This is a genomic window from Saccharopolyspora sp. NPDC045839, assembly GCF_056431645.1.
The window spans coordinates 65777-89132 of record NZ_JBWKKH010000023.1 but is presented as its reverse complement, the minus strand read 5'-3'; the positions used below and the strand labels follow the sequence as shown (position 1 = coordinate 89132).

The 23356-nt window shown below is 69.7% G+C and carries 20 protein-coding genes; 8 read left to right on the top strand and 12 right to left on the bottom strand.

The window, feature by feature from the left end; genetic code table 11:
• Positions 1–29 precede the first annotated feature (29 nt).
• From AC07EQ_RS28095 to glgX, 8 genes are all read right to left on the bottom strand, one after another.
• Complete coding sequence (locus tag AC07EQ_RS28095) at positions 30–590, bottom strand: DJ-1/PfpI family protein (RefSeq protein ID WP_478390870.1); 561 nt, start codon at positions 588–590, stop codon at positions 30–32.
• A gap of 8 nt (positions 591–598) precedes the next feature.
• Entirely contained in the window at positions 599–1036 is a 438-nt protein-coding gene (locus tag AC07EQ_RS28090; protein WP_452616236.1) for a nuclear transport factor 2 family protein, read from the bottom strand.
• Between the two features lie 53 nt (positions 1037–1089).
• Positions 1090–2769 carry a thiamine pyrophosphate-binding protein gene (locus tag AC07EQ_RS28085; protein WP_478390869.1) on the bottom strand — a complete coding sequence of 560 codons (1680 nt, stop codon included), beginning with the start codon at positions 2767–2769 and terminating at the stop codon, positions 1090–1092.
• Between the two features lie 64 nt (positions 2770–2833).
• The gene (locus AC07EQ_RS28080) at positions 2834–3667 is read right to left on the bottom strand and encodes a type 1 glutamine amidotransferase domain-containing protein (RefSeq protein WP_478390868.1); all 834 of its coding nucleotides are present in this window, start codon (positions 3665–3667) and stop codon (positions 2834–2836) included.
• A 17-nt stretch (positions 3668–3684) separates the two neighbouring features.
• Positions 3685–3993 (bottom strand): muconolactone Delta-isomerase, encoded by a 309-nt coding sequence (locus AC07EQ_RS28075; protein ID WP_478390867.1) that lies wholly within the window; start codon positions 3991–3993, stop codon positions 3685–3687.
• Positions 3994–4021: 28 nt separating this feature from the next.
• On the bottom strand, positions 4022–5473 hold the full coding sequence (locus AC07EQ_RS28070; RefSeq protein ID WP_478390866.1) for an ankyrin repeat domain-containing protein: 1452 nt from the start codon (positions 5471–5473) through the stop codon (positions 4022–4024).
• A gap of 29 nt (positions 5474–5502) precedes the next feature.
• Entirely contained in the window at positions 5503–7641 is a 2139-nt protein-coding gene (locus AC07EQ_RS28065) for an AGE family epimerase/isomerase (RefSeq protein ID WP_478390865.1), read from the bottom strand.
• Between the two features lie 2 nt (positions 7642–7643).
• On the bottom strand, positions 7644–9743 hold the full coding sequence (gene glgX / locus AC07EQ_RS28060; protein WP_478390864.1) for a glycogen debranching protein GlgX: 2100 nt from the start codon (positions 9741–9743) through the stop codon (positions 7644–7646).
• 242 nt (positions 9744–9985) lie between these two features.
• Here glgX and AC07EQ_RS28055 point away from each other — a divergent pair, with 242 nt between their 5' ends.
• Entirely contained in the window at positions 9986–10456 is a 471-nt protein-coding gene (locus AC07EQ_RS28055; protein WP_478390863.1) for a response regulator transcription factor, read from the top strand.
• Here the strand turns inward: AC07EQ_RS28055 and AC07EQ_RS28050 are convergent.
• A complete protein-coding gene (locus AC07EQ_RS28050; protein WP_478390862.1) occupies positions 10423–11355 on the bottom strand; it encodes a LysR family transcriptional regulator in 933 nt (310 codons plus the stop codon). The genes AC07EQ_RS28055 and AC07EQ_RS28050 overlap by 34 nt on opposite strands.
• A gap of 116 nt (positions 11356–11471) precedes the next feature.
• Here AC07EQ_RS28050 and AC07EQ_RS28045 point away from each other — a divergent pair, with 116 nt between their 5' ends.
• The 3 genes from AC07EQ_RS28045 (at position 11472) to AC07EQ_RS28035 (ending at position 15793) form a co-directional block, all read left to right on the top strand.
• On the top strand, positions 11472–12968 hold the full coding sequence (locus AC07EQ_RS28045) for an MFS transporter (RefSeq protein ID WP_478390861.1): 1497 nt from the start codon (positions 11472–11474) through the stop codon (positions 12966–12968).
• A gap of 16 nt (positions 12969–12984) precedes the next feature.
• Complete coding sequence (locus tag AC07EQ_RS28040) at positions 12985–13860, top strand: aldo/keto reductase (RefSeq protein ID WP_478390860.1); 876 nt, start codon at positions 12985–12987, stop codon at positions 13858–13860.
• Between the two features lie 1033 nt (positions 13861–14893).
• Complete coding sequence (locus tag AC07EQ_RS28035) at positions 14894–15793, top strand: C39 family peptidase (RefSeq protein ID WP_478390859.1); 900 nt, start codon at positions 14894–14896, stop codon at positions 15791–15793.
• Positions 15794–16057: 264 nt separating this feature from the next.
• Here the strand turns inward: AC07EQ_RS28035 and AC07EQ_RS28030 are convergent, their stop codons facing one another.
• Both AC07EQ_RS28030 and AC07EQ_RS28025 read right to left on the bottom strand, forming a co-directional pair.
• Positions 16058–17347: an ArsB/NhaD family transporter gene (locus tag AC07EQ_RS28030; protein WP_478390858.1), complete on the bottom strand. Its 1290-nt coding sequence runs from the start codon at positions 17345–17347 to the stop codon at positions 16058–16060.
• A 91-nt stretch (positions 17348–17438) separates the two neighbouring features.
• Complete coding sequence (locus AC07EQ_RS28025; RefSeq protein WP_478390857.1) at positions 17439–17672, bottom strand: hypothetical protein; 234 nt, start codon at positions 17670–17672, stop codon at positions 17439–17441.
• 306 nt (positions 17673–17978) lie between these two features.
• On the opposite strand from AC07EQ_RS28025, the gene AC07EQ_RS28020 reads away from it, so the two are divergent.
• The 3 genes from AC07EQ_RS28020 to AC07EQ_RS28010 all read left to right on the top strand — a co-directional run bounded on the left by AC07EQ_RS28020 (position 17979) and on the right by AC07EQ_RS28010 (position 20847).
• Positions 17979–18941 carry a HAMP domain-containing sensor histidine kinase gene (locus AC07EQ_RS28020; protein WP_478390856.1) on the top strand — a complete coding sequence of 321 codons (963 nt, stop codon included), beginning with the start codon at positions 17979–17981 and terminating at the stop codon, positions 18939–18941.
• Positions 18934–19590: a response regulator gene (locus AC07EQ_RS28015; protein ID WP_478390855.1), complete on the top strand. Its 657-nt coding sequence runs from the start codon at positions 18934–18936 to the stop codon at positions 19588–19590. Before AC07EQ_RS28020 ends, AC07EQ_RS28015 begins: the two co-directional genes overlap by 8 nt.
• A 273-nt stretch (positions 19591–19863) precedes the next feature.
• A complete protein-coding gene (locus tag AC07EQ_RS28010) occupies positions 19864–20847 on the top strand; it encodes a hypothetical protein (RefSeq protein ID WP_478390854.1) in 984 nt (327 codons plus the stop codon).
• Positions 20848–21064: 217 nt separating this feature from the next.
• On the opposite strand, the gene AC07EQ_RS28005 is transcribed toward AC07EQ_RS28010, so the two are convergent.
• A complete protein-coding gene (locus AC07EQ_RS28005; RefSeq protein WP_478390853.1) occupies positions 21065–21979 on the bottom strand; it encodes a LysR family transcriptional regulator in 915 nt (304 codons plus the stop codon).
• 131 nt (positions 21980–22110) lie between these two features.
• Between AC07EQ_RS28005 and AC07EQ_RS28000 the strand changes: the two genes are divergently transcribed.
• On the top strand, positions 22111–23319 hold the full coding sequence (locus AC07EQ_RS28000) for a CaiB/BaiF CoA transferase family protein (RefSeq protein WP_478390852.1): 1209 nt from the start codon (positions 22111–22113) through the stop codon (positions 23317–23319).
• Positions 23320–23356: the final 37 nt, after the last annotated feature.

Here is a 23356-nt window from a genome sequence, read left to right as displayed (position 1 = left end):
AATTTTCGCGCCGTGGTGGCGCGACTGCCTCACCGCTGGTTCGCCAGCATTTCGATGATTCGCCGGGCGAACACGTTGCAGTGCTCGCCGGTTCGCGCGGTGACCAGGTCACCGTCGACGACCACGTCCTGGTCCACGTAGTTGCCGCCCATGTTGCGCAGGTCGCCGAAAAGGTTGTTGTGCACCACCGCTTTTCGCCCCCGCACCAGTTCGGGGGCGGCGGCCAGCAGCCACATGCCGTGGCAGATGATCCCCTTGACCACGCCCGGCTCGGCGAACGCCCGGCGCAGGAACCGCAGCGCGGGTGGTTCCCGGCGGACGTCCTCGCTGTAGCGCAGCCGGTCGGCCACCATGCCGGACGGCACGATCACCGCCTGGTAGTCGGCGGCGTCGACGTCGTCGAGGTCGATCCCGCAGCGGAAGGGAACCTGGTACTCGTGCCCGTGGAAGGTCAGCTCCGGCTGTCCCCACAGCCGGCTGACGAAGTCCACCTCGATCCCGTCCTCGGGAAACCGCCGCTGGTAGTAGGAGATCTCCGGCTCGTAGTAGTCGCTCTCGACGAGAACGGCCACCTTCGTCCTGCCGGGCATCGGCCGGCTCACAGGTGACCGCGGAAGGCGTCCACCATGCACGTGGCGTCGATGTAGATGCGCCAGTTGGTGACCTTCCCGCCGCGCACGGTGAACCACTCGACGTACTGCGTCGAGAAGGTGCGCCCGGTGTCGCGGACCGTGGCCTTCTCCCGCAGCACGGCCGCGGCCTGGTCGCCGTCCACCAGCAGCTCGACGAGCTCGACCCAGTTCACCTCGGCCAGGCTGTGGAAGATCTCGAAGGAGCTCTGCACCTCCGCCAGGCCGTGGAAGGTGCCGACCCACGGCAGGATCTCCGGCAGTCCCGCCACCGACGGCTTGTTGACCCACTCCACGTCGTCGTCCAGCTGCGTGAAAGCCCGCGCGAGGTCGCCCTCGCCCAGCGCCGCGAACCATTCGCGCACCACCTTCTCGGTGGTCTCCTCGTCGACGGTTCCGTCGTTCATCGCAAAACCTCCCTGCCCCGCAAGTCGGGGTCTACTTCGGACTTGATGCCGGTTCAGCTGACGATCTTGGGAGTCAGCACCTCGATCACGAACGGCCCGTCGTAGGCGAGGGCCTGTTCGACGACCGGGCGCACCTCGTCGGGTCGTTCGATCCGGGCCCCCGGCACCCCGAACGCCTCGCCCAGGCGGACGAAGTCGATCGGCGGCCGCGCCAGGTCGAACGAGCCGGGGAAGTCGTGCACCGCGACGTCGCGTTCGTCCCAGTACTGCTCGATGTTCAGCTTCAGCAGCTCGTAGCTGCGGTTGTTGCAGATCACGAACTTCGCGCCGATGCCGTAGCGGGCGGCGGTCCACATGGCCTCGGCGGTGTAGAGCGTGCCGCCGTCGCCGGCGAAACCGACGACCGTCCGGTCCGGGTTGGCCAGCTTCAGGCCGACCGCCCCGGGAATCCCGACGCCGAGCGAACCGCCGCGGGTCTGGAAGTACTCCCCCGGCGCCTTCGGCGACAGGTACCGGAACAGCTCCGGAGACGCGGTCAACGACTCGTCGAAGTAGACCGTGTCCGCCGGGAGGCACCGGGCGAGTTCCTTCGCGAAGCGGGACACCGGCATCGGTGAGTCGTCGTGCCGCTGCTCGTCCTCCTGGAGCACCGTGGCGAGGTCGGCGACCGTGCGCTCGCCGATCTCGCGCGCCCGGATGCGCGCCCGCCCGCGCTGTTCCGGTTCGAGCTCGGTGTCCACCTGTTCCGCCAGCGCCGCCAGTCCCGCGCGGACGTCGCTGACGATGCCGACGTCGACCGGGAAGTTCTTGGCGATCTCCCAGGTGTTCTGGTCGATGTGCACGATGCGGGCGGTCGGGTCGAACACCTCGTGCAGTTCCGGGAACACCTCCGGGAACACGTACGTCCCGCAGATCACCACGGCGTCGGCGCGCAGCGTGGTGCGCCGGCTGGCGGCGCCGAACATGTGGCCGAGCTGACCGCAGAACTGCGGGTGCCCCGGCGCGATGTTCACCTCCGCCCAGTCCGCGCCCCACACCTCGGCGCCGAGCAGTTCCGCCAGGCGGGCCAGCTCGGCCTGCCCGTCGGCGTAGGCCACCCCGTCACCGGCGATGATCATCGGGCGCTCGGCGCCGATCAGCATCCGCGCCGCGCGGGCGATCGCCTCCTCGTCCGGCCGGGAGCGGGTGTGCAGGAACGAGGTCGGGTGCGGGCGTTCCCTGGTCGGGGCGTCCAGCACGTCCATCGGCAGGGACACGAGAACCGGCCCCATCGGGGGCGTCGCGGCGATCTTCATCGCCCGGCGCAGCACCCGCAGCACCGAGTTCGGGTCGACCACCCTCGTCGCCCACTTGGTGACCGGGCGGGCCATGCCGACCAGGTCGGCTGCCATCTGCGAGTCCATCGCGTCGTAGCGCAGCCCCGCCTCACCGGCGAGCACCACCAGCGGGCTGTGCCCGCGATTGGCCTGGTAGAGCATCCCGATGCCGTTGCCGAGCCCGACACCGGTGTGCAGCTGCACGACGGTGGGCTTGCGGGTGGCGCGGGCGTAGCCGTCGGCGATGCCGACCGTCGCGGCTTCCTGCGGCACCAGCACGTACTCGGGGCTGCCGGCCTGCTCGATGGAGTCCAGCAGGCCCTGCTCCACCGTTCCCGGGTTGCCGAAGACGTACTGGACGCCGTCGATCCGGAGCTGTTCGACGACCGCGTCCTTGGCCAGGATCGTTGTTGTCATGATCGACCTCTCTCGCGGGGGACCGGCACCGCCCGGGGGGCGAGCGGTGCCGGTGCGGCCGTCATCAGCGGTGGAAGCCCCACTCGCGCAGGCCCTCGTCGAGGACCTCGACGAGCTTCTGCCCCGTCAGGTACGAGTCCGGCGTGGTGCGGCCGGTGATGAACGGGTAGTCCACGATCACCGAACGCTCCTTGCCGAAGTTGCCGTGGAAGGCGCCGTCCGGGGCGACCGCGTCGCGCAGGATGTACTCCAGCGGGTACGGCGGCGGGCCGATGATGAAGTCGGTCCGCATGAACCCGGTGTAGTCCTTGTAGTCCAGCTCGATGGCGTGCCCGGTGACGTGCTTGCCGCGGATGATGCTCACGCGCTCGTTGAAGTCGCGCGCGAACGCCAGGCAGGCCACGCCGTAGCACTCGGCGGCGATGGGCCGGTCGAGGGCGTGGAAGGCCAGGATCAGGTCGTGGACGCGGAAGTTGTTCACCATGTCCACCAGCGGCCCGCTACCACCGACCAGCAGTAGCGCGTCGTAGCGCTCGGCGATCTCCTCCTGTACCCGGGCCAGGTCCCGGTTGTACGCCTCCAGCTCCCGCAGGAAGTTCGGGGAGCTGTGGTAGGGCCGGTCGGGCAGCCAGTCGGCGATGTTGATCGGGTTCTCGAGCCGGTCGGAACCGTCCAGCACCCGGACCTTCTCCGCCATCTCCGGCGTGGTCACCGCCTTGCCCAGCGGCGGGTCGACCAGCTCCGGGTCCATGCTGACCGTGATGGCCAGCGGGCGGCGGCCGGTCGGCGTGGCCAGCTCGACCTCGTAGCCCGCCTCGTCGAACATCTCCAAGGGGCCGACGAGCTCCTCGCCCCAGTAGCCGTACTCGGAAACGACGACCAGAATCCTCTTGCTCATCTTCGTCCTCTTTCCCATCAGACGTTGTAGTGCGCCTTGACGTCCTCGCCGAAGCCCGCGTAGTCGCGCAGCGGCCACACGATTTCGAATTCGAGGTACTCGCGCATCGGCAGGCGACCGAGCGCGGTCCGGTCCAGTTCCTCGATCGACTCCACGTCGACCACCGCGATGACCCGCTTCTGCGCGGCCACCTTCCAGATCCCGACCGTCATTCCGGAATCGACGGTCTGCTGGGCCAGGGCCGTTTCGGCGGCCTGGACGTCCCAGATCTCGTCGAGCGAGATCCGTCCCTCGTGGTTCCACTTCATCTGGACGTAGAACAGCATCCAACTACCTCGCGATGTGCGAATTCGGTCAGTACTGCTGGGATTCGGTCCGCAGATCGCGGACCAGGTCGTGGTCGGCCCCGAAGACCTCGACGGCGATGTCCAGCGGACGCTTGCCGTCGTGCCCCTCGAGGTCCAGCCGCGCGCCGGCGTCGATCAGCGCGCGGGAGCATTCCTCGTAGCCGTGCCAGAGGGCGTCGTGCAGCGGCGTGTAGCCGTTGGTCGCACCCTGGAAGTCCAGCAGGATTCCCGGCACGGCGAGCAGTTCTCGGGTGATGTCGGTCCGTCCGTTGTAGACGGCCTTGTGCAGCGGCACCGCGCCGAAGACCGGTTCGACGGCGTTCGGGTCGGCGCCCGCCGCCAGTAGTGCGCGGGTGATCTCGGTGTGGCCGTCGCGCGTCGCCACCAGCAGCGGCGTGTGCCCGTCGTTGAAATCGTTGCGCTTGGGGTAGCGGGCTTCCACGTCGGCACCGGCGGCGATGAGCGCGAGCGCGCGGTCGGTGTCGCCGGCGGCCACCGCTTCGAGCAGCGGTTGCGCCGCCGCGTAGGCGGCGTTGTCCCGCCGCCATCGCTGGATGTGCTCGTCGGCGGCGACCAGGCGTTCCTTGCCGATGGTGTTGACGTTGATCTCGTAGTCGAGATGCTCGGCCATGCTGAACCCGTAGTGCGTGGCCAGGTTCACCGATGCGCCGCGGTCGAGCAGGTAGCGCACGATGTCGGGTTCCTTGAACCACAACGCCTCCATCAGCGGCGTGTGCCCGGTTCCCGGCACGGTGGCGTCCACCTGGGCCCCCGCCTCCACCAGCAGCCGGACCACCTCCGGCGAACCGCCCTGGCACGCCTTGTGCAGCGCGGTCGCCCCGGCGGCGCTGTCGGCCGCGTGCACGTCGGCGCCCGAGGCCAGCAGCAGGCGCACGGTCGCGTCGTCGGCTCGCCCGGCCGCCGCCATCAGCGCGGTCAGCCCGGAGTCGACGTCGCGGTGGTCCGGGTCCGCGCCGCGGGCCAGCTGCTCCCGCACCGACTCGGCATCACGGCGGCGAATCGCCTGGAACAGCAGGGTGTTCCGATGGTTCCGGAATGCCTCGCCCAGCCCCGCCGGGTCGAAGTAGACGTGCCACGAGCTGACCTTGCCCGCGCCGTTGACGACCAGCCGGTGCGCGGCACCGACCTCGACCTGCGCGCCGGTGGCGATGTGCGTGGCCTCCTCCGCGATGGTGGCCATCGCGACGTCGCCCTGGGCGCGCAGGTCCCGGAGCACGTAGGAGGTGACCCGCAGCTCGTCGGCGGCGGTCAGCAGCGCGGAGCGCATCGCGTCGCGGCCCAGGTGGGTGCCGACGTACGGGATGGAGCAGTTCTGCTCGTTGCAGGGGATTTCGAAGGTGATCTGTTCGTCGACCAGCCGGAGCAGGCCGGTGAGGTCGCCGCTGCCGAGGTGCTCGAAGCAGCGCCTGGCGATCTCGTAGGTCTCTTCGGTGCGCACGGTGTGCCCTTTCCGTTCTTCCGCTCGCGTCAGTCGGTTCCGCCGCCGTCGGCGACGATCGCGCCGGTTCCGGTGAGCGCCCCGGCCAGGCGCCGCGGCGGGTCCACCACGACCAGGTCCTCGCCCAGGTGCAGGTGGGATTCCAGGTACAGCAGTTCGTTGATGGCGGGCCAGGACATCTCGGTGACCTCGGTGAGCACCAGCTCGATGCGTTCGGCATCGGCGGCGATGGCCGCCTCCAGCCGGGCCGCGAACTCGGCGACGCGCTCGGCGGTCAGCGCGCCGCGGCAGACGATGCGCGCCCCGGTCGCGGATTCCTCGGCGAAGCAGTCGAAATCGAGGTCGCTGGGCGCCAGGCGCACCTTGACCCGGATCCGCCGGTCGCGTTCCGGCAGCCGCACCAGCAGGCCCTCCGGGTCGAAGTCGTGGTAGCGGTGCCCGTCGATCCACACGTCGCTGATCCGCAGCCGGCCCGGCGGCAGCAGATCGGGCGCGACCCGCAGCAGCCCGTCCGCGAAGGCCGCCGGCTCCGGCCGGAAGTGCAGGTCCATCGGCTTGCCGCTGACGAGCAGTCCGGTGTAGACGGCCGCGAGGTAGCACAGCTCCACCGAGTGGTAGCCCGACATCGAGTGGCTGCCCTTCCGCCGCTCGGTGCCCACCAGGTAGGGCGTGCCGTCGGCGAGCACGTTGAAGTACACGCCGCCGTCGTCGTGGTCCAGGAAGAACGCGTTGTAGAACGCCGCCGACTCCCGTGCCAGCGCGAGGTGCTCGGGCGTGCCGAGCGTGCCCGCCAGGACGAGGTAGGCCAGGATCCCCTGCTCCTGCTGCCACCACGCCTTCCGGTCGTGCCAGGCGAACCGGTGCCGCGCGGAGCCTTCGCGGGTGCGGTGCTCCACCACGTCGTACCAGCCGCCGCGCTGCCGATCGCCGCCGGCGCCGGGCATCCTGCTCCCGATCTCCTCGGCCAGCTCCAGCGCGGCCGGCGAGTCGTCGAGGTTGCGCAGCCGGATCATGTTCCAGGCGATCTTGAGGTTGTGCCCGATGACCGCCCGGTCCTGCTGCCACCCCCATTCCCGGTCCGGCGACCAGTCCTCGTGGAAGCGCTCCTGCACGAACGGGCTGTAGTCGTCCTGCGGCATCCGGCGGATGATGGTGTCCCTGGTGTCGAGCAGGAAGTCGCGCAGGTCGTCGCGTCCCGTGGCCAGGAAGGCGTTGATCAGGTAGGCGGGCGCGTGGTCGCCGACGGAGTTCCAGTTCTTGCGCGCCCGGTTGTGCCCCAGCTCCGGCGCCCGCGGATCCAGCGCGACCGGGTCGATGTGCGAGAAGTAGCCGCCGCGCTCGCGGTCGCGGTAGAACCGGTCGAACAGCTCCAGGGTCAGGTCCAGATCGCGCAGGATGCCGGGATCGCCGGTGACGCGGAAGGTCTGCACGGGCCCGGCCAGGGCGTAGATCTGCTCGTACATGGGCACGGCGAGGTAGTCGTCGCCGAACTCCGAGGACAAGATCTTGCGCTGTCCCCGCTCGGTGACGTCCAGTCCGTGGTACCAGTAGGCGTAACCGTCCTCGACGTTGCGGACCAGCAGGTTGTCCTGGAGGTAGGCCACGCCGCCCTCTGCGGCGTCCAGGAAGCGGTCCTCGCCGGTCAGCAGGTATGCGGTGGCCAGCCCGTACACCAGCCGCGAGATGGTGTCGGTCTCCTGCCGGTGGCCCTCGGCGTCGCCCGGCAGGTGCCTGCCGTCCAGCGTCAGGTCGGTGCGGTACCGCCGCCAGTCGTGCGCACCGTCGCCGAACTGGGCCCGCAGGTAGAAGTCGGCGATCGAGCGGGCCTGCCCCACCCACCACTCGGGGTCCTCGAAGACGTACGCGCCGTCGGCCTCCGTGGCGAAGCAGATGTGGCTCGCCTCGAAGCACCAGCCGTCGGGATCCGGGTAGTAGATGCCGCGCACCAGGACGTAGCCGCCCCCGGCGAGCAGTTCGCGGGTGCGAGCGGTGGTGTCGCGGTAGGGCTCGTCGAGGTTGTGCAGGATCGACGACGCGGTGTTCGGCACCAGGTGCGCGGTGACGGTGCGCCCGTCGGACGTCGTTATGCCGAAGGAGTCCTGCACCACGCCGGGTTCGACGTAGCCCGCGACGAGGTCGGAGCGGACGAAGTCGGGATTGTCGGCCATTTCTACCTGCTCTGCTCAGGGCTGGAAAGGAGGATGACGATGCTTCGGTCGGCCACCACCAGGTCGTCTCCGGCGACCGGGATCTCCGTTCCGGGAGCGAGGAAGTCGCCCGGTGGAGGTGCCGCGGTGTCCACCACCCGCAGCCAGCGCCGTCCCGGGAGCCGGGGCAGCTCGAAGCGCAGTTGCTCGTGGAACATGTTGAACATGACGTGGCAGTCCGGGTCGCCGCCGAACCCGGCCAGCGTGACGGCGAACGCCCGCGCGTTCGGGTCGTGCCACTCCGGGCAGCCGAGTTCGGTGCCGTGCCAGCTGATTTCGGGCTCGCCGCGGTCGTTGGCGCGGTCGCCGAAGAACCGCGGGCTGCGCATCGCGGGCACCCGCCGCCGCAGGTCGATCATCGCCCGGAAGAACCGCAGCAGGTCCCAGTCGGCGGCCAGCCGCGACCAGTCGAACCAGGTCCGCTCGTCGTCCAGGCAGTAGCCGTTGTTGTTGCCCCGCTGGGTCCGCCCGGCCTCGTCGCCCGCCTGGATCATCGGAGTGCCCCGGCTGAGCAGCAGGATCGCGGCCAGGTTCCGCATCTGCCTGCCGCGCAGGGCGAGCACTCCCGGATCGTCGGTGTCGCCTTCGGCTCCGCAGTTCCAGCTGTAGTTCTCGTTGCTGCCGTCGCGGTTCTGCTCGCCGTTGGCTTCGTTGTGCTTCTGGTTGTAGGAGACCAGATCGCGGAGCGTGAAGCCGTCGTGCGCGGTGACGAAGTTGATGCCGTTCGTGGCCACCTTCCCCTGCGGGCCGTAGATCTCCTCGCTGCCCGCGATGCGGCGGGCCACGGACGCGACCATGCCGCCGTCACCGCGCACGAACCGCCGCACGTCGTCGCGGAACAGGCCGTTCCACTCGCACCAGCGCTGCCCGGGGAAGTTGCCGACCTGGTAGACGCCGGCGGCGTCCCACGGCTCTGCGATGATCTTGGTCTCGCGGAGCACTTCGGACAGTTCGATCTCCCACAGCACCGGCGGCTGTTCCAGCACCGCCCCGCCCGCACCGCGGGCGAGTTCGCTGGCCAGGTCGAACCGGAACCCGTCCACGTGGAACTCGACGACCCACTGCTCCAGGCTGTCGCAGATCATCTTGGTGACCAACGGGTGGTTGGCGTTCACCGAGTTGCCGCAGCCCGTGTAATCCATGTAGTAGCCGGGATCGTCCGGGGACAGGTGGTAGTAGGACTCGTTCGCCGTGCCGCGGAACGAGATCGTGGGCCCGTGCTCGTCGCCTTCGCTGGTGTGGTTGAAGACCACGTCGAGGATGACCTCGATCCCGTTGCGGTGCAGGGCCTTGACCATGTCGCGGAACTCGTCGGCGCAGCCGTCCGGCGTGCCCGCCGCCGAGTACTCCTGGTGCAGGCTGAAGAACCCGATCGGGTCGTAGCCCCAGTAGTTGCGCAGTTCCGCGCCGTCCGGGGTGGTGCGCAGCACCTCGGTGGCGTCGAAGTCGAACACCGGCAGCAGTTCCACCGCAGTGATGCCCAGATCGACCAGGTACGGGATCTTCTCGATCACACCGCGGAAGGTGCCCGGCGCCGCCGCGCCCGACGTGGGCGACTTGGTGAACCCGGCGACGTGCATCTCGTAGATCACGGTGTCCGCCAGCGGAATTCGCGGTGGGGCGTCGCCCTCCCAGTCGTACCGGCTGGTGTCCAGCACGACGCTGCGCATCGCGGTGGACGAGTTGTCGCCTGGCACGACCGCGGCGTTCCGGTCCCAGCGGGTCTTGTCGATCGCCTTTCCGTACGGGTCGATCAGCACCTTCTGCGGGTCGTGCCGCGACCCGTTCCGGTGCGCGTCGCCCGGTCCGTCCACCCTGAACGCGTAGCGCTGACCCGGCCCGATTCCGCCGACGTGGCAATGCCAGAAGTAGAAACTGCGGTGCACCGCCGGATCCAGTTCCACGACCGCGGGCTCGGTTTCGCCGTCGAACAGCAGCAGCTGCACCGAAGTCGCACGCGGTGAATAGATCGAGAAGTTCACCCCCGTCTCGTCGGGCGTGGCGCCGAGCGGTTGCGCCCGGCCGCTCGCCACCCGCCGTCCGCCGAGTTCGGCACTCACCATCGGTCACTCCCGCCAACGTCGTTTTTGCTTGCGCCATCGAAGAATTCCATCGAGGCGCGGGCTTCCACCACGTCAGCAGGTACGAAATCCGCCGGTACCTCGGTGTGATCGCGACAGGCACCAAAGTGCCGATCGATGCGCACCAAGGAACAGTTGTCGCCGCACCGGAACTGCGGAGACAGTGGATCTGCTGGGGAGAACGCGGGAATCGCCGTTCTCAGAACGGAACCGGGAGTTGCGGAATGCGCGTGGTCGTCGTGAGCGATCGGAGCCTGAGCCGGGCCGGGTTGGCCGAGCTGGTGGCGGACCGGCCGGATGCGCAGGTCGTCGCGGACACCCACGACCTGGCGAGCGCCTGGGCGTACTGCCGTCGCGGGCGGGCCGATCTCGTGCTGGTCGATGCGGCCGTGGTCGAGCAGGAGGCCGCGCCGCCGGACGCGGCCGAGCGGCACCCGTGGCAGTCGGCGGTGGAGCGCGTCGAACTGCTAAGTCCGCGCGAGTCCGACGTGTTCGCGCTGCTCGGTGCGGGGCTGTCCAACCGGTCCATCGCGCGCCGGCTCGGCATCTCCGAGCGCACCGTGAAGAGCCACGTCGCCCAGGTGCTGACGAAGCTCGGCCTGGAATCCCGGTTGCAGGCCGGACTGGCCGCGCAGCTCGCCGAGATCCGCGGCGGTCGGCGTCACGCCAACCGGAGCACCTTCTCGTCGTCGTGACTGATCACAACGCGCTCGGCGGCTTCCGCGAACGCCCGCACCCGAGCCGTTTCCCCCGCGGTGCGCCACACCAGCGCGACCTCGGAGTCCGGCATGTCGCGCAGCGGCACGAGCGCGATGTCCGGGCGCGCGTAGTACCGGGACACCGATTCGACCACGGGCGACACGCCCTGCCCGTTGGCGATCGCGGTCAGCAGCTCCTGGAAGGTGCGCACGGCCTGGCGGCGGTTGATCGGCTGGCCGCCCGGTGTCGTGGTCGGGACGTGGAACTCCCACCAGTAGTCCGGTGCCGGGCCCACCACGTCGATGACCTCCACCCGGGCCAGGTCCTCCACCGACACCGAGGACCGCCCGGCGAACGGATGATCGACCGGCACCGCGAGCATCCTCGGCTCCGACAGCAGCACCGGCCCCACCGTCAGGTCCGGCTCCGCCACGGGCAACCTGGTGATCAGCGCGTCCACGTCGCCGATGCGCAGCGGGCCGAGCGGGTCGGCGCAGTGCACCTCGGTCATCCGCAGCTCGCAGCCGGGGTGCTGGGCGCGGAACTCGGTCACCAGTTCGGCGGTCCACTCGTTCGCGCCGGAGCCGAGGAAGCCGACCCGGAGGACGCCCTCGATGCCGCGCGCCGTGGCGGAAGCCTGTTCGACCGCGCGGTCCAGCTGCCGGTAGGCGTCCTTGACGTCCTGCCAGAACTGCTTGCCCAGCGGGGTGAGCGCGACGCGGCGGCTGGTGCGGTCGAACAGCCTTCCCCCGATGCGGCGTTCCAGGGACTGGAGGTTCTGGGTGACCCGTGGCGGAGACACGTGGAGCCGTTCGGCGGTGCGCCCGAAGTGCAGTTCCTCGGCCAGCACCAGGAAGGTTTCCAGTTCGCGGAACTCCACCCCGATCACCTCCATCGTTAAACGTGCCTTAGCGAACATACCGCAGTTCGGCGTTGTTCCCCGGCCCGTTCGGGCCGATTCTCGATCACGAAAGCACGAACGAATCCCTTAATCCGAAAGGTTGAACGTTCATGGCACCGCCCAAGTCCCCGGGCACCGCGCCGGCCGAGGCCGGGAAGCTCTCCGCCCAGCAGTGGCTGATGCTCGTCGCGGTGATGACCGGCACGTTCCTGTCCATGCTCAACGACTTCATCGTCAACGTCGCCACCCCGGCCATCCGCGACGAACTGGGCGCGAGCTTCGCCGAGGTACAGCTCATCATCGGCGGGTACATCCTGGTCTACGGCGTGGTGCTGGTGACCGGCGGCAGGCTCGGCGACATCTTCGGGCACCGCAAGATGTTCCTCCTGGGCAGCGGCCTGTTCACGCTGGCATCGCTGGCCTGCGGGCTGGCGCCCAATCCGGCGCTGCTGATCGTGTTCCGCATCGTGCAGGCGCTCGGCGCCGCCATCTTCTACCCGCAGGTGCTGTCCATCCTGCAGCTGGCGTTCACCGGTCGCGCACGCGCCAAGGCGTTCAGCGTGTTCGGTGCGACGATCGGGCTCGCCTCCATCGCGGGCCAGCTCATCGGCGGCGTGCTGATCGGCGCGAACCTGTTCGGTCTGACCTGGCGGCCGATCTTCCTGATCAACGTGCCGGTCGGGCTGATCGCCATCGCGATCGCCGCCGCCACCCTGCCGAAGATCGCCGACACCGCCAAGGCGCGGCTGGATTCGCTGGGCGTCGGCCTGCTGACGGTCACCCTGGTGCTGCTGATCTTCCCGCTGATCCAGGGCCGCGAACTGGGCTGGCCGTCGTGGATCATCACGCTGCTGGTCCTGGCCGTCCCGGCGCTGGTCGTCTTCCTGCTGTGGGAGCGGCGGGTCGCCGGCCGCGACAACTCACCGCTGGTGCCGCCACAGCTGTACAAGATCCGCAGCTTCAGCGCGGGAAATGCGATCGCTCTCCTGTTCTTCGCGGGCAACAGCGGCCTGTTCTTCCTGCTACCACTGCAGCTCCAGGCCGGTCTCGGTCACACCGCCCTGTACGCGGGCCTCACCTTCACCCCGCTGGCGGCGACGTTCACGATCGGTTCGCTGCTCGCCCCGAAGTTGCAGCCCAGGCTGGGCAACCACGTGCTGAGCCTCGGCTACGCCATCAACGTCCTCGGCAACGTCGCCATCCTGTTCACGGCGATCAACGCGGGCGCCGGCCTGACCGGCTGGATGCTGGCACCGTCGATGGCCGTGATCGGCCTCGGCCAGGGCCTGGGGATGAGCCCGCTGGTGGCGGCGGTGCTGGTGGACGTCCCGGAGAAGGACGCGGGCGCGGCCTCCGGCGTCATCCAGACGATCATGCAGGTCGGCATGGCGTTCGGGGTCACCGTGATCGGGCTGGTGTTCTTCACCGTCCTCGGCGCCGACACCGCGCCCGTGGCCTACAGCCAGGCGTTCATCGCCGCCCTGGTCGCACAACCGGTCCTGGCGCTGCTGGCGTTGGCGCTCGTCCCGCTGCTGACCAGCCGGCGCGAAACCACCGGACACGTCCCAGCGCCGGAAAGCGCCTCCGACACCACCGCCGTGCACTGAAACCAGGAGACCCACCATGTCGCAACCCACCACTTCCTCCCGGCCGGTCGAGCACAGCGGAACGTTCCGCATCGGCGACGAGCTGGCCGTCCGCCAACTCGGATTCGGCGCGATGCGCATCGTCGGCCCCGGCATCTGGGGCCCACCGGAAGACCGGGACAACTCGATCGAGGTGCTGCGCCGATCGGTGGACCTCGGCGTGAACCTGATCGACACCGCCGAGGCGTACGGCCCCGACGTGTCCGAGGAACTGATCCGCGAGGCCCTGCACCCGTACCCGGCAGAACTGGTGATCGCCACCAAGGGCGGCATCCACCGGCCGAGCGTCCGGCAGCTGACGCCGAACGGCTCGCCGGAGTTCCTGCGCCGGGGCGTGGAGGGCAGTCTGCGCAAGCTCGGCGTGGAGACCATCGACGTCTACCAGCTGCACCGCATCGATCCGCAGATCCCGGTCGAGGAGTCGCTGGGAGCGTTGAAGGAACTGCGCGACGAGGGCAAGATCCGCCACATCGGGCTGTCCGAGGTCAGCATCGAGGAGATCGAGCGCGCCCGCCGAGTGGTCGAGGTCGCCACCGTGCAGAACCGCTACAACGTGGCCGACCGCGAGCACGACGAGGTGGTGGACCACTGCGAGCGCGAAGGAATCGGCTTCATCCCGTGGTTCCCGCTGGCCACCGGTTCCCTGGCCCGGCCCGGCGGCCCGCTGGAGGCGATCGCGCGCCGGACCGGCGCGACGCCGTCGCAGCTGGCGCTGGCCTGGCTGTTGCACCGCTCTCCCGCCATGCTCCCCATCCCGGGCACCGCGTCCCTGGAGCACCTGGCGGAGAACTGCGGAGCCGCGGTCCTCCAGCTCTCCGCGGAAGAGCTGAGCGCACTCGACAACATCGCGTGACGGTCCCGATCAGGCATGGTCCTGAGGCCACCTGAACCGTCCTGATGCGGACGGCGATGAGCCCCGCGCCCCTTCCCCCCAGGCGCGGGGCTCATCGCCGTCCGCAGGCGATTCCCTTGCGCCGCAGCGCAAGTCGGCGTCGGGCCGCGTCCCGCGCGCGCAGCCGTCTTCGAAACCGCCTGCAACCGCAGCGCGCGACGCAACGGCCTACGGCCGTTGAGCGACGACATCCTGGAGCTGCTGGTGGCCACGGGCAGCGCGAGCAAACTCCTTGCCGTGTCGTGGTCCCGCGCGTGCACGCAGTCCGTCGAGGATCGGTTCGGGGCGATCCTGCGCCGTTCGAGCCGAACGACGAACCGAGGCGACCCGACCGGACTGATCCCGTGCGGCAGTCCGTCACGTAGGGCTCGACTTCGCCGATGATCAGGACGAACTCGCCGGGCACCGCCCGGACCGGGCGGCGGTCCGCGCGGCGCTGATCCGGCCGGGCGGCCACGTGGCCTGGGCCACCGAGGACCCGGCCGCACCCAGGCCGGCCCGTGGTGAGCCCGGCGCAGCCGGTGAGATCAACTCCGGGCGAACGCATGCCGGCGCTCGCAGGCCCGACCGGTCACCGAGGTCCCTGTGCCCAGGCTCACGACCGCTTTTTGGCCGATCTTCGCGGGTCGGCTCGCGAGGAGCCGATCTCGGCCCGGACGACCCCGGGGACCGGCGTCTTCGATCCTCTCCGCGCGGCGGGTTTCCAGGCTCCTCACCAGCGCAAATGTCGCCAGCGGCGTTGATGGCGCGGGATCCCGGGTCGGCCCCTTCTTGGAATTGCCGGGCAGTTATCGACCGATCAGCGCCAACCACTACGGAGCGGAGTCAACCCCGGTCAAATACCGACCTGATCAGGTGACACGTTGAAGCCTCGGTGACCCTTAGTTACGTTGCTAGTGGCTGTACATCACGGTCCGGTCACGACGCCTCGCCCCGAGAGGCCACCGCACCCCGGCGGTGTTGCCCGGATCTTCCCCGACCTGGAAAGGCGCACGTGCACAAGCATGGCAACGCGGGCGGCCGCACCCCGAAGGCCGCAGTCCGCGCACTCGTTGACAAGTTCGGCCCGAAGGCGGGCGGTGCCGCCCGCATCGGCAAGGTGTCCGGCAAGGTGCTCCCGGTGGTCGTCGCCGGTGGCGCGCTCGTGATGGTCGGTCAGCCGCTGCTGGCCGGCGCAGGCCCGGATCAGGCCGCCCCGAACCCCGTGCAGATCCGGCCCGTCGGCAACGAAGCTCCGCTGGCCCCGGCCGCCGCTCCGGCTCCCGAAGCCCCGGCCGCTCTCCCAGCCCCGGCGGCCCCTCCGGCCCCGGCCGTCCCCCCGGCCCCGGCAGCCCCCGTCGCTCCCCCGGCTCCGGCCGCCCCGCCGCCGCCGGTCACCAAGTCCCTCGACGTCGACTACCAGAAGCAGAAGACCAGCTACTGGTGCGGCCCCACGGCGGCCCGCATCGCGCTGTCCAGCAAGACCGACGCGCTGCCGGACCAGGGCACGATGGCCGACGAACTCGGCACCACCGAGAACGGCACGGACACCATCGGCCAGGTCGTCGACGGGCTCAACAAGCACCTCGCGGGAACCGGCACCCAGTACGTCGCCCGGGACTGGAGCGACCGCTCGCTGACGCCGGAGATGACCGAGCAGCTGTGGTCGGACACCGTCCGCAACGTCACCGACGGCAAGGCGATGGTGGCCAACATCGTCGCGGCGCCCGGCAACCAGCCGCCCGGCTACCCGTCGAGCCAGACGATCTACCACTACGTGGCGATCGTCGGCTACAACGCGGCGGACAAGACGGTGCACATCTCCGACCCGGCGCGGTTCAGCGGGATCGAGGACTACTGGCTGAGCCTCGACCAGCTCGCTTCGCTGATCGAGCCCAAGGGCTACGCCGCCTGACGAACAGCACCCATCACCGAGAACCGATGAAGGCCCGCCGCTCCCCCGGCGGGCCTTCATCATGTCCCGGGCCGGGCATTCGCCGCAGGTCGCGCGGCGGCCGGCTCAGCCTTCCGCAGCCCAGGAAGCACCGCGTCGACGACCTCGGGATCGACCGACGGCTCTCGCAGTACGCCGGGTCCCAGCGGTCCTTCGAGCAGATGGCGGCCGACCCTGTGACCCGGGCGGCTGTGCCGGTGCCGCCCGTCGACACCGGCACACCACCTACAGCGCGAAGTACCGCAGCCAGACGTAGAGCGTGGCCAGGGCGATGGTCACCGCGGTGACCACGAGGCCGTACTTGGTGAACTCCCAGAAGCCGATGGGATGGCCGTTTCGGGCCGCCCAGCCGATGGCGACGACGTTGGCGCTCGCGCCGATCGCGGTGGCGTTGCCGCCGAGGTCGGCCCCGAGCGCGAGCGACCACCACAGCGCCCGGCCGATGTCCGGATCGGGCACGGTGGCCACGAGTTCCTCGACGATGGGCATCGTGGTCGCCACGAACGGAATGGTGTCGATCACGCCGCCGACCACCGCGGAACCGATGATCAGCCCCACCGCGGCCAGCAGGTAGTCGTCGCCGACCAGGTCGATCGCGGCGCGGCCGAGGGTGTCGATCGCGCCGGCGTCGACCAGCCCGCCCACCATCACGAACAGCCCCATGAAGAACACGAGGGTGGACCAGTCGACCTCCTGGAGGAACTGCTTGGTGGTGGTGCCCGAGACGAGCACCATGAGCCCGGCGCCGAGCAGTCCGACGAACGCGGGGTCGATGCCGATCGGGCCGTGCAGGACGAACGCGATCACGACCGCGCCCGCCACGACCAGGCAGCGCCGGAGCAGCCGGTGGTCGTGGATGGTGTCCTTGCCGTCCAGCTCCATGATCTCGGCCATGTGCTCTTCCGCGTCCAGGAACGCCTTGCGGAACAGCACCCGGCACAGCGCGATGAAGACCGCGAGCAGGACGACGGTGATGGGCGCGAGGTTGATCAGGAAGTCGGCGAACGACAGGCCTGCCCGGCTGCCGATCATGATGTTCGGCGGGTCGCCGATCAAGGTGGCGGTGCCGCCGATGTTCGCGGCGAGGACCTCGGCGATCAGGAAGGGCACGACCGGGAGCCGGAGTCGTCGGCAGACCGCGAGCGTGATCGGTGCGATGAGGAGCATGACCGTGACGCTGTCGAGGAATGCCGAGACGACGGCGGTGAACAGCACCAGGATGACCATCAGCCGGAAGGACCGGCCACGGCTCTTCTTGGCCGACCAGATGGCGAGGTAGTCGAAGACCCCGGTGTGCTTGAGCACGCTGACCGTGATCATCATGCCCAGCAGCAGGAAGATCACGTTCCAGTCGATGCCGGTCTTCTCGCTGAAGAACGCGCTGTGGGCGTCCACCGCGCCCAGCAGCACCATGACGGCGACCCCGCCGAGCGCGGCGGCGACCCGGTGAACGCGTTCGGTGGCGATCAGCACGAACGCGGTCAGGAAGACGAGGATCGTCAGGGCGGTGGTCACGGCCGCGCCTCCCCGTCATCCGCGGCGGGGGCCACCCGGTCGACCGGGCCGGTGTCGGCGCATCCCACGGTTCGCCCCGGGCTCGTGCCCGTCAGGGGTTCGGCCGCCAGGCGAGGTGCCCGATGGAGGCGGCGAGGACGAGGCCACCCACGAGGAGCAGGGCGTGTCCGAGCACGAGACCCGCCCCGATCGCCCCGAGCGCGATGGCCAGCACGACCCGGTCGGTCGCCGGCCGGTGGTCGTGTTCCGGACGGGTCGCCGCTGGTGGGCGGCCGGCGGCCTGCTTCGCGGGACCTGCGGGCCGCCGTGATCCGATGGGTGCCATGGCTGGTCCTTCCCCCGAGAGCGCTCCTTCGTCTCGCGCGTGGCGGTGACGTTCTGAGGCTCTCCGACCGCCCCGCATGGACGCCATCCCCGGCGACACCCATTTCCCGGGGTGCCGATCATGCAATCGGGTCCGCCGCCACGGCCCGCCCCGGTGCTTCGCGTGGGTGAGCTCCCGGATGGACAGCACCGACGCGACGCCGACAAGCTGGGGCGCACTGGCGAGCGAAGGCGCTGGTCGAGCGCACGACGGGCGCACGAACTTGCGCGATAGTGGGCACAGCGACAGGCGAGGAGGCCGGGCATCGTGTCCCTGTTCTGGAGGCTGTTCCTGCTCAACACCGCGGTGCTGATCGCGGGCGCCGCGCTGCTCCTGTGGGGGCCGGCCACCGTCTCCACCCCGTTCTTCGTCACCGAGGCCCTGATCCTGGCCGCCGGCCTCGCGGCGATGCTGCTGATCAACGCCGTCCTGCTGGGCGCCGGGCTGGCGCCCCTGCGGCGGCTCGCCCGAGCGATGCGGGCGATCGACCCGCTGCGCCCGGGCTCCCGCCCCGAAGTCACCGGCAGCGGGGAGGTCGCCGACCTGATCAGGACCTTCAACACCATGCTCGACCGGCTCGAAGCCGAGCGCGCCACCAGCAGCGCGGTCGCCCTGTCCGCGCAGGAAGCCGAGCGCCACCGCATCGCGCAGGAACTCCACGACGAGGTGGGCCAGACCCTCACCGCGGTCCTGCTCGAACTCAAGCGGGTCGCGGACGACTCCCCGGACTCCGTCGCGACCGCGTTGCACCACGTCCAGGAGATCACCCGCGGCAGCCTGGAGGAGATCCGCCGCATCGCCCGCCGGCTGCGCCCCGGTGTCCTGGAAGAACTCGGGCTGGTCAGCGCGCTCAAGGCGCTCACCACCGAGGTCCTGCCGCACAGCGGGCTCACCGCGCGCTGCCACGTCGACAACGACCTGCCCGATCTCGGCGGCGCCGTCGAACTGGTCCTCTACCGGGTCGCGCAAGAAGGCCTCACCAACACGGTGCGCCACGCCCGCGCCACCCGCCTCGATCTCTCGCTGCTGCGCAGCCCGACCGCGGTCGAGCTGTACGTCCGCGACAACGGCCGCGGGATCGGCGGCGCCGCCGAAGGCGCGGGCATTCGCGGCATGCGGGAACGAGCGCTGCTCATCGGCGCCGAGCTCACCCTCGGCGCCCGCCCCGGGGGCGGCACCGAGGTGCGCCTGCACGTGCCCACCTCGACGAAAGCACCTGCGCATGTCTGACGCGACGAAGACCCGCATCCTGCTCGCCGACGATCACGCCCTGGTCCGCCGCGGGGTCCGGCTCATCCTCGACAACGAACCGGACCTGGTCGTCGTCGCCGAGGCGGGTGATGGCGCGGAGGCGATCGAGAAGGCCCGCACCGACGAGCCCGACCTCGCGATCCTCGACATCGCCATGCCCCGGCTCACCGGATTGCAGGCGACCGCCGAGCTTTCCCGCCGCCACCCCGATCTGCGCATCCTCATCCTGACCATGTACGACAACGAGCAGTACTTCTTCGAAGCCCTCAAGGCCGGTGCGTCCGGGTACGTGCTGAAATCCGTCGCGGACCGCGACCTCGTCGAGGCGTGCCGCGCCGCCATGCGCGGCGAACCCTTCCTCTACCCCGGCGCGATCACGGCGCTGATCCGCAACTACCTCGACCACGCCGCCGATGAGGAGTCGAGCACCAGGGTCATCACCCGCCGCGAGGAGGAGATCCTCAAGCTGGTCGCCGAGGGCCACTCGTCGAAGGAGATCGCCGACCTGCTCGTGATCAGCATCAAGACGGTCGAACGGCACCGCGCCAACCTGCTGCAGAAGCTCGGGCTGCGGGACCGCCTCGAACTCACCCGCTACGCCATCCGGACCGGGCTCATCGAGCCGTAGCCCGTTCCCGGGAATTCCCGGGCGCCCGTTTCCGGCATCGATGAAATGGCGATGAAATCCGGTGGCACGAATGGATTTCCCGTCGAATCCGGGTTGACCTCGTGATCGCCGTCCGACGATCACGCTCACCGCATCCGGGCCCGGTTCTGCCGTTTTCGTTCCTCCTCAGCGCAGCGCCCGCACTTTCCGCGGCCTGGTCCGCTGCGGTCCCCAGCAGCGCGACATCAGCCGATTCAGCCCCGGATGTCGGCGAGCGTCCCTAGAGTGATCGTCATGCCCGTCAGCGCTTCCGCAGCACCGAGCACGTCCGGGGACGAGCTGAGCCAGTGGATCGACGATGTCCAGCCCCTGGTGATGCGCCTCGACACCTGGCACGTGGACCAGGAATTCGAGTTCCAGCCCGACATGTCCGCGGATTCCCTGCTGGTGCTGGAAGAAGCGCTCGTCAACTCCTACCGGCCCGAGGACGGCCCCGATGCCGCGGACTTCCTGCGCGGGGCGATGGCCTACCTCGGCGAGTCGTTGATGATGACCGCCGGCGGGCGGTGGGGCTGGGCCGCCGACGAGCGCCCCGTGGTTCTCCCGGACCCGGAACTGCACCTGGAGCCGGTCGACCCGCTGAACCTCATCGTGGAAGCGCTGGAAAGCCCGGTGTTCGGCGTGTTCACCGGAGTCGCCGACATGCTGCGGCACGCCGTGCTCGAACGGCAGGCCGGGCATCCGGGGTGGAAGCCGGTCAAGGAACCCACCCCTGGCCTGGACCCGTGGGGTTCGGAGGACCAGCACCCGTGGCTGGCAGGATGGCTGGCCGCCCGGATCGCGCAGTTCGACGCGTGGGTGGCGGACACGGGCGTCGAGAAGGCCGCCTGGGACTTCTCCCCCGCATCGCTGGACGTCCTCGGGCGCCTGGTCACCGAGCGGTACCCCGGCGGCGAGGCGTTCAAGCAGGACGAGGACGCGCCTTTCGTGCAAGGCGCCATCTGGTACGCCGGGGAGGTCGGGATCCGCAACCGCTCCGGAGTCTGGCGGTACCGGGAGCCCGCCGAAGGGCTTCCGCCGGAGGAAGTGGAGCGGAACATCTACCTCCTCCGCCCGCACGTCGTGCAGCCCGCCGTCCGCGACGGAGGAGGCGACATCCCCTTCTTCGCCCTCTTGCAGGCCGCCCGCGAGAGGAACCCGGAAGCTCCCCGCACACGCCTTGGCCGCTACGCCGCCCCCACCGACAGCCCGGTCGGCTACCGCGGCGTGCAAGCCTGACAGCTTCTTTCCGCGCTGCATCAGTACTTCTTCCAGCCCTGCCCGGCGGGCCATAATAGTCCGAAGTGGACGGTGATCGACCGCCGCGCCTCGTGCGGGAGCCGGCTCCCGGTGCTCGACTTCCGCCGTCAGTGATCCGGGTAGCGCCGCCTGCGGGAGATGGCCTCATCCTCGGCCACCCGTCCAGGCGGAGGAAAGGATCGCGCCGTCCGCCGCATCACACCTCCTCGTCACGCCACTTGCCCGCGGCCGTCCTGATGAGCTTGATCACCGCCGTCGCGGAGCTCGACGGCTTGACGGAGCTGCGGTAGATCAGGCAGATCTGCAGGCTCTGCGGCGGGCCTTCGAACGGGCGCGTGACGACGTCGCTTTGAGATCGGACCAGTTTGTTGCCCAGTTCGGCCTCCAGGCCGATGCCGAGCCCGGCTGACACCATGGCGTGGAGGGTGTCGACGGTGCCGGCCTGGACGACCATCGGGACCGGTCGGCTGTCGAAGAACTCCTCGACGATCCGCCGCAGCACGAAATTGCGGGGGAACAGGACGAGGGGGTGCTGGATCAGCTGGGTGATCGACACGGAATCCTCGACGCTCAGCGGATGTCCCTTCGGGAGACAGGTCAGGATGCGCGTCTCCCGGAGCGGAACCACGTGCAGGCCGTCGAGGCTGCCGTCCTGCTGATCGGTCCGGCGTGCGATGACGCCGAGATCGAGTGCGCCGGACAGGACGTCGCGCCGGATGTCCGTCGACCCGCTCTCGAGGATCTGGAACTGCAGGCCAGGATGGCGAGCCACCAGCCGGGCCATCACCACCGGCATGAACGACCTCGCCACCGCGCTGATGGACCCGATGCGCGTGATCCCCCGGGAGAGTTCGGCGATGGCGCGGGCCTGTTGGTGGATGGCGGTCTCGGCTGCCAGCAGGCTGCGCACGCTGCCGAGCACCGTCTCCCCGGCAGGCGTGAGCCGCACCCCGGTCCGGCCGCGCGCGAGCAGGACTACCCCGAGTTCCTCCTCCAAGGCCCGGATCTGCTCGCTCAGCGTCGGCTGGCTGACATCGAGATGGGTCGCCGCGGCGCGGAGCGATCCGAGGCGGACCGCGCTGTCCAGGTAGTGGAGCTGGGTCAGTCGCACTCGCGCATGTTAACCGGGCGGCGAAGGCATACCGATAGGCCGCACCTATCACCAGCATAGCCGGGCGCGCGTTGTTCCGAGGTAGCCCACGTGGTCATCTCTGGGGGTCACGATGGGAAGGAGCACAGCCGATGACGGTCAACGGTTCCGGGGGAAAGCCCGTCCTGCCGCTCCAGGGGGTGCGGGTGCTGGACATCGCGACGGTTCTCGCGGCACCGTTCGCGGCGACGCTCCTCGCGGAGTTCGGCGCGGATGTGATCAAGGTGGAGCAACCCGGTGTCGGCGATCCGACCCGGAGCTTCGCGCCCTACCGGGACTCCCAGTCGCTGCACTGGCGGGTGACGAACCGCAACAAGCGCTCGGTGACCCTCGACCTGCACACCGCGGACGGCCGGGATTTGCTGCTGAAGCTCGTCGAGCAGGCGGACGTGGTGGTGACGAACTTCCGTCCGGCCAAACTCACGGAGTGGCGCCTCGACTTCGAGGACCTGAAGGCCGCCAATCCGAAGGTCGTGATGTTCCACCTCACGGCATTCGGCAGGAGCGGGCCCTACAGCGGTCGTCCCGGCTTCGCGCGGGTGGCCGAGGCGATGTCGGGGCTGACCTACACGACCGGATACGCGGATCGCCCGCCGGTATTCGCCGGCTATCCCCTCGCGGACGGGGTCAGCGGCATCTACGGCGCGCTGTCGATCATGCTCGCCCTGCGGCACCGCGACCTCACCGGCGAACCGCAGCTGGTCGACCTCGCTCTCTACGAGCCGCTGCTGCGGCTCACCGAGGACATCATCGTCGGGTACTCCGGCACCGGGGTCGTCAAGGAGCGGATGGGCAACGAACAGCCCAACATCTGCCCGAACAACGTCTACCCGACCTCGGACGGCAAGCACGTCATCCTCCCCGCCTCGACCGAGCGGATGTGGAGACGGGTCGTCGATCTGCTGGACGACGACGAGCTCCGGGCGCTGAACAGCAACGCCGTCCGGCTGGAGAACCGCCGGCTCGTCGACGAGCGAATCGCGAAGTTCACCGCGCGGTACACGCTCGACGAGGTCATGGAGATCTTCGAGGAACACGACATCCCGCACGGGAAGATCTACACGGTGGCGGACATCCTGGCCGATCCGCAGATCCGGCACCGCGGGAATCTGGCCACCATTCGCGACGAGGAACTGGGCATCGACCTGACAGTTCAGGCTCCCGTTCCCTCGTTCTCCGCGTTCGCACCGGAAATAGCGCCGGCACCCGGGCTTGGGCAACACAGCCGCGAGATCTACCGCGAAGTCCTCGGGTTGGACGACCCGGCGATCCGGCGCTACGAGGAACGCGGCGTCATCTGAGGGAAACACCGAACAGCACGAGGAACGGAACACGGCA